Here is a 6062-nt window from a genome sequence, read left to right as displayed (position 1 = left end):
CGCCGGCTTCACCTGGATCGCCGGCGACGCCGCCGACGACAACGTCCTCGCCTTCCTCCGCCACGACACCGACGGCACCCCCCTGCTCGCCGTCTGCCACTTCTCCCCCGTCGTCCGCCACGACTACCGCCTCGGCATCCCCGAAGACATCCCCGCCTGGCACGAAGTCCTCAACACCGACACCGCCCGCTACGGCGGCAGCGACGTCCACAACCCCCACCCCGTCAAACCCGAGCCCCACCCCGCCCACGCCCACCCCACCAGCCTTCGCCTGACTTTGCCTCCCCTGGCCACGATCTGGCTCCGCCCCGCCTGACGCCCCCGGTCACCACGGCGTCGACGGTCGCGCGTCGGTGCTGCCCGGGCGGGGCGAGGAAGGTGAGCGCCTCGCCCCGCCCGTTGGTCAGACCGTCGCCGCCCGCAGCGCCTCGGGCAGCTCGCCCTCGTACACGATCCCGAGCGCCTGCGTCGCCCGCGTCAGCGCCACGTACAGGTCGCTCGTGCCGTACCGCGCCGGTTCGACCACGAGGACGGAGTCGAATTCCAGCCCCTTGGCCTGGCGGGGGTCGAGGAGGACGACCGTCCGGGTCAGGTCGGGTTCCTCCCCGGCCGTCACGTCCTCCAGCCGGGCCGCGAGCGAGGTGTGCAGTTCGCGGGGCGCGATCACCGCGAGCCGTCCCTCGGCGGGGGTCAGTTCGGCGACGGCCTTCGCGACGGTGCCGGGCAGGTCGTCCCCGGCGGCGCGCGCCCACGGCCGTACGCCCGTCGAACGCACCGAACGCGGCGGCTCGAAGTCCGGGTGCTGCGCGCGCAGTACGCCCGCCGCCACGTCCATGATCTCGGACGGGGTGCGGTAGTTGACGGCGAGACGCTTGTGCTCCCAGCGGTCCTCGACATAGGGGGTGAGGATCTCCGACCAGGAGCCCACTCCGGCCGCCTCCGCGGTCTGCGCGGGGTCGCCGACCAGAGTCATCGAGCGGGTCGGGCTGCGCCGCATCAGCAGGCGCCAGGCCATCGGCGAGAGCTCCTGCGCCTCGTCGACGATGATGTGGCCGAACGCCCAGGTCCGGTCGGCCGCCGCGCGTTCGGCGGCGCTGCGGTGGTCCTCCTCCTCGTGCCGCTCGGCCATCCGCTCGGCGTCGATGATGTTGTGCGCGGACAGGACCTCGGAGTCCTCCTCGTCCTTGTCCTCGAACTCGTAGGTACGGGAGGCGTAGGACACGTCCAGCACGCCCTGCGCGTACGCCACCTGGGCGCGGCGTTCCTGGTCGGCGAGGGCGCGGGCCACGCGGTCGTCCTCACCGAGCAGTTCGGCGGCCTCGTCGAGGAGGGGGACGTCGGCGGTGGTCCAGGCCCCGTCGACCGGGCGGCGGATCGCGGCCGCGTCCTCGTCCGGCACGTATCCCTCGGGGTCCGCGAGGAAGTCGGCGACCAGGCTCTGCGGGGTCAGCCGCGGCCACAGCTGGTCGATGGCCGACCAGACCTCGGGGTTCTCGGCGAGGTCGTCGCGGATCTGGGTGATGTCGCTCGGGTCGAGCAGGTTCGAACCGTCGAAGGGGTCGGTGCCGATGCGCTCGGCCAGCATGTCGGTGAGTGTGTTGAGGATGTGGCCCTCGAAGTACTCGCGGGCCACGTTGTGCGGCAGCCTCGCCTCACGGGTGCGCTCGCGGGCGACCTGGACCAGTCCGGCGTCGAGCATCAGGATGTCCCGGTCGTGCTCGATCGCGATGACCGGGTCGGGCAGCACCTGGCGGCCCTGGACCACGGCGGCGAGCACCTCGGCCATGTCGGCGCGGCCCTTCACCGCGGCGGCCCGCGGGGTGTCGCCGACGGTCGCCCTGACGCCGGGGAACAGTTCGCCGACGGTGGCGAGGAGCACGCCCGTCTCGCCGAGCGAGGGCAGTACCTCGCCGATGTAACCGAGGAAGGCGGGGTTCGGGCCGACGATCAGGACGGCGCGCTTCGCCAGCAGTTCGCGGTACTCGTACAACAGGTACGCGGCCCTGTGCAGCGCCACGGCCGTCTTTCCGGTGCCGGGGCCGCCTTCTACGACCAGCACGCCCTTGTGCGGGGCGCGGATGATCCGGTCCTGTTCGGCCTGGATGGTCTGCACGATGTCGCTCATACGGCCGGTGCGCGCCGAGTTCAGCGCGGCCAGCAGTACGGCGTCGCCCGTTGGGTCCTCGTGGCCGGTGCGCTCGTGGTCGCCGAGGTCGAGGATCTCGTCGTGCAGGTCGGTCACCCGGCGGCCGTCGGTGGTGATGTGCCGGCGGCGGCGCAGGTCCATCGGCGTGTGACCGGTGGCGAGGTAGAAGGGGCGGGCGACCGGGGCCCGCCAGTCGATGAGGATGGGGGTGTGCTCGGTGTCGTCGGCGCGGATGCCGATACGGCCGATGTGATGGGTGACGCCGGAGGTGAGGTCGATCCGGCCGAAGCAGAGCGATCCGTCCACGGCGTTCAGCGCGGCGAGCAGGCCCGAGCGCTCGGCGACGAGCACGTCCCTTTCGAGCCTGGCCTGCATGGGTGTGTTGCCCTGTGCGAGCGCGTCGCCGACGGAGGCCTCGGTGTCGCCCCGCAGCACGTCCACGCGTGCGTACAACCCGTCGATGAATTCCTGCTCGTGCAGCAATTCATCGTCGGGAAATCCTGTGGTGCCCTCTACGTTTGCGCCCCTGTTTGACAATTCCGCTCCCGGCCGGATATACTGTGCCCAGTGAACTTCTCCGCGATTCAATTCTTCTGAAGTCGCGAATCATTCAATATACGCAAAGAAATCCCCCGAGCGCAATTGCCCGGGGGATTTCTTGTGGTTCCGCTGTATATCGGCGAGGTCCGGGCCCGCCGGACTGTCAGAGCACGTCGGACAGCTCCTCCAGCAGCCGGCGCTTCGGCCGGGCGCCCACCATCGACTTCACCGGCTCACCACCGCGGAACACCATGAACGTGGGCATCGAGAGCACCCGGTAGGCGTTCGTCGTCAGCGGGTTGGTGTCCACGTCCAGCTGGACCACCTTGAGCCGCTCGCCCTCCTCGGCCGCCAGGGCGCTCAGCACCGGCCCCATCTGCCGGCACGGCGGGCACCAGTCGGCCGTGAACTCCACCAGCACCGGGAGCTCGGCGCCGATCACCTCCGTCTCGAAGTCCGCGTCCGTCACCGAAGCCACGCCTGCCACCTTGATCACCGTGTCCGCCCTTCCAGTTCGCATACGGGTTCCGGGCCGCCCGGAACCTCCGCCTCGGCCGCCAGCTCGTCACGCGCCCGCTCGGCCCGCGCCAGCTGCGCGCCGACCTCGGCCCGTACGGCCTGCAACTCGTCGATCAGCGAGTCCAGCTCGCCCAGCTTGCGCCGGTAGATCGCGAGCGAGGCCGGACAGGAGTCGCCTTGCGGGTGTCCCGCCCGCAGACACTCCACGAAGGGCCGGGTCTCCTCCAGGTCGAACCCGAAGTCCTGCAGCGTCCTGATCTGCCGCAGCAGCCGCAGGTCGTGCTCGTCGTACGTCCGGTACCCGTTCTCGTCCCGCCGCGCGGGCAGCAGCCCCCGTGACTCGTAGTACCGAAGAGTCCGCGTGGTGGTCCCGGCCCGCGCCGCCAGCTCGCCGATGCGCATGCCCCGACGGTATTCCTTGACGCCGACGTCAAGGCAAGGGCGGCAATGGCTTTCGCTCCACCGGTGAGGACAGCACGATCGAGGTCGTCGTGCGCCCCAGCGCGGAGGTCTGTTCCAGGACCTCCTCCAGGTGGATCGTGTCCGCGACGGCGACCTTGAGGATCCAGCAGTCCTCGCCGACGACGTGGTGGACCTCGATGATCTCCGGGCGGGAGATCAGCTCCAGGGTCCTGGGGTGGCGCAGGGTGTAGCCGCCGTGCGGGTTGACGCGGACGAAGGCCTGGATGCCGTAGCCGAGGAGGGGCGGTGAGACATGGGCGCCGTAGCCGGTGACGGCTCCCGTGGACTCCAGCCGTCGCACGCGTTCGGCGACGGCCGCCGGGCTCAGCCGGACGCGCCGGCCCAGCTCGCTGAGCTTGATCCGGCCGTCGCTCTGCAGCAGTTCCAGGATCTGCCGGTCCAGCGCGTCGAAGGCCACCGACGTTTCGTTGGCGACCGCACGCGGTAGCCGTGGTTCCTTCGGTACAGCGGCCGGATCTCCCATGTCTCCCCCTTCAGACGTGACGCGTACGCCGGGAGAATTATGACCACAGAAGCCCAGTGGGCGTGGGAAGTGCGAGGGGGAGGAACGCCGTGCGCGAGATAGGTGTCATTGGCGGAAACCGCTATTTCGGAAAGCGGCTGATTGCCCGGCTGCTGGCCGCCGGAGACCACGTCACCGTCATCAATCGCGGTTCCTCCGCACCACCCGCCGGGGCGGTCCATCTCGTCGCGGACCGCAATGACGGAAATTCTTTGGAGAAGGCGCTGGGTTCACGCACCTTCGATGTCGTGGTCGACCAGGTCTGCTACACACCGCGGCAGGCGGAGATCGCGCGCCGGGTCTTCGCGGGACGCACCCGGCGGTACGTCATGACCTCCACCGTCGAGGTGTACGAGTACGAGGACTCGGCGGATCTCGTACGGGAGGACGCCGTGGACCCCCATGCCGTGCCCGTCGACCTCGAACTCCCCTGGGACGAACCGGAGTTTCTCGAGGGCCACTACGGGGAGGGCAAGCGTCAGGCCGAGGCGGTGTTCGCGGCCGGCCCCGCGTTCCCGTACACGGCCGTCCGGGTGGCCCACGTCCTGGGCGGGGACGACGACTTCACCGGCCGCCTCCAGCACTACGCGCAGCGCATCCGCACGGGCGAGCCGATCGCCGTACCGCCCGTGAACCACCCGGCGACGTACATCCACGTCGAGGAGATCGCCGACTTCCTGTTCTGGGCGGCGGGCGAGGACTTCACGGGCCCGGTCAACGCGGCCTCCCACGGGCCGCTGACCACACAGGAGCTGTGCGAGGCGATCGCCGCGCGCCTCCCGGACGGCAAGACCCTCCTGCGACCCGTCGAGGTGGGCGAGGTCTCCCCCTTCTCCTTCAACCGTTCCTACGGCATGGACAACTCCCGGGCCGGCCGGCTCGGGTTCGCCTTCGGCGACACGCGGGCGTGGCTGCCGCGGGCCGTGGCCGAGACGCTGGGAAAGGACGTCTGACATGCGGTACCGCACGCTCGGCGGCCTGCGCGTGAGCGCCGTGGGGCTCGGCGCGATGCCCCTGTCCCTCGAGAACCGGCCGGACGAGGCGCGGTCCCTGGCCACGGTGCACGCCGCCCTCGACGCGGGCGTCACCCTCCTGGACACCGCGGACTCCTACCATCTGCCCGGGGACGAGCCCGGCCACAACGAGCGGCTCGTGGCCCGCGCCCTGGCGTCGTACGGCGGCGACACGGCGGACGTCCTGGTGGCCACGAAGGGCGGGCGCGGGCGGCCGGCCGACGGCAGCTGGACGGTGAACGGCTCCCCGCGCCACCTCAAGGCGGCGGCCGAGGCCTCCGTGAAGCGGCTCGGCGTGGCGGCGATCGGCCTCTACCAGCTCCACAAGCCCGACCCCGCCGTCCCCTTCGAGGACTCGGTCGGCGCCCTGCGCGAACTCCTCGACGAGGGCAAGGTCCGGCTGGTCGGCCTCTCCAACACGGACACCGACCAGATCCGCCGGGCCCACGCGATCCTCGGCGACCGGCTGGTCTCCGTCCAGAACCAGTACTCCCCCGCGGTACGCGACAGCGACCCCGAGCTCCGCCTCTGCGCCGGGCTGGGCCTCGCCTTCATGCCGTGGAGCCCCCTGGGCGGCATCTCCCGCAGCTCCCTGGACGGCTCCTCGGAACTGGCACCCGAGGGCTTCGCCGCCTTCCACGAAGTGGCCCGCGAGCGCGGTGTCAGCCCCCAACGGATCTGCCTGGCCTGGCTGCTGTCGCTCTCCCCCACCGTGCTCCCGATCCCGGGCTCCGGCCGCCCGGAGACGATCCGCGACTCGGCGGCCGCGGCGGACCTGGTGCTGAGCGCGGAGGAGCTGGCACGGCTGGGCCACTGGACAGCGGACGCGTAGCACTCGTACGGCCGTGCCCACCGAGCG

Annotated in this window: 7 protein-coding genes; 3 read left to right on the top strand and 4 right to left on the bottom strand. The window is 71.1% G+C overall.

Features of this window, described 5'->3' with window-relative positions; all coding sequences use genetic code 11:
- On the top strand, nucleotides 1–316 hold a 316-nt coding region (locus tag ACFZDJ_RS17285), incomplete at its 5' end, for an alpha amylase C-terminal domain-containing protein (protein WP_391059824.1).
- 87 nt (nucleotides 317–403) lie between these two features.
- Here the strand turns inward: ACFZDJ_RS17285 and ACFZDJ_RS17280 are convergent.
- The 4 genes from ACFZDJ_RS17280 to ACFZDJ_RS17265 form a co-directional block, all read right to left on the bottom strand.
- Nucleotides 404–2701: a HelD family protein gene (locus ACFZDJ_RS17280; RefSeq protein ID WP_391059852.1), complete on the bottom strand. Its 2298-nt coding sequence runs from the start codon at nucleotides 2699–2701 to the stop codon at nucleotides 404–406.
- 148 nt (nucleotides 2702–2849) lie between these two features.
- Complete coding sequence (locus tag ACFZDJ_RS17275; protein WP_095857766.1) at nucleotides 2850–3164, bottom strand: co-chaperone YbbN; 315 nt, start codon at nucleotides 3162–3164, stop codon at nucleotides 2850–2852.
- 14 nt (nucleotides 3165–3178) lie between these two features.
- On the bottom strand, nucleotides 3179–3607 hold the full coding sequence (locus ACFZDJ_RS17270; RefSeq protein ID WP_390931943.1) for a MerR family transcriptional regulator: 429 nt from the start codon (nucleotides 3605–3607) through the stop codon (nucleotides 3179–3181).
- A gap of 28 nt (nucleotides 3608–3635) precedes the next feature.
- On the bottom strand, nucleotides 3636–4151 hold the full coding sequence (locus tag ACFZDJ_RS17265; RefSeq protein WP_390931945.1) for an AsnC family transcriptional regulator: 516 nt from the start codon (nucleotides 4149–4151) through the stop codon (nucleotides 3636–3638).
- An 89-nt stretch (nucleotides 4152–4240) separates the two neighbouring features.
- On the opposite strand from ACFZDJ_RS17265, the gene ACFZDJ_RS17260 reads away from it, so the two are divergent.
- Both ACFZDJ_RS17260 and ACFZDJ_RS17255 read left to right on the top strand, forming a co-directional pair.
- Nucleotides 4241–5143, top strand: coding sequence for an NAD-dependent epimerase/dehydratase family protein (locus ACFZDJ_RS17260; RefSeq protein WP_391059822.1), 903 nt, complete (start codon nucleotides 4241–4243; stop codon nucleotides 5141–5143).
- A 1-nt stretch (nucleotide 5144) separates the two neighbouring features.
- Nucleotides 5145–6035, top strand: coding sequence for an aldo/keto reductase (locus ACFZDJ_RS17255; RefSeq protein ID WP_391059820.1), 891 nt, complete (start codon nucleotides 5145–5147; stop codon nucleotides 6033–6035).
- The last annotated feature ends 27 nt before the right edge of the window (nucleotides 6036–6062 follow it).

This window comes from Streptomyces sp. NPDC007896 (genome assembly GCF_042959425.1).
GTDB lineage: Bacteria > Actinomycetota > Actinomycetes > Streptomycetales > Streptomycetaceae > Streptomyces.
The sequence above is the reverse complement of the archived record's forward strand: the minus strand, read 5'-3'. Positions and strand labels throughout refer to the sequence as shown.

Bases quoted from the DNA above. Each gene is read 5' to 3' on its own strand.
- ACFZDJ_RS17270 (WP_390931943.1), bottom strand. From the start codon at position 3,607: ATGCGCATCGGCGAGCTGGCGGCGCGGGCCGGGACCACCACGCGGACT.
- ACFZDJ_RS17265 (WP_390931945.1), bottom strand. From the start codon at position 4,151: ATGGGAGATCCGGCCGCTGTACCGAAGGAACCACGGCTACCGCGTGCG.
- ACFZDJ_RS17255 (WP_391059820.1), top strand. From the start codon at position 5,145: ATGCGGTACCGCACGCTCGGCGGCCTGCGCGTGAGCGCCGTGGGGCTC.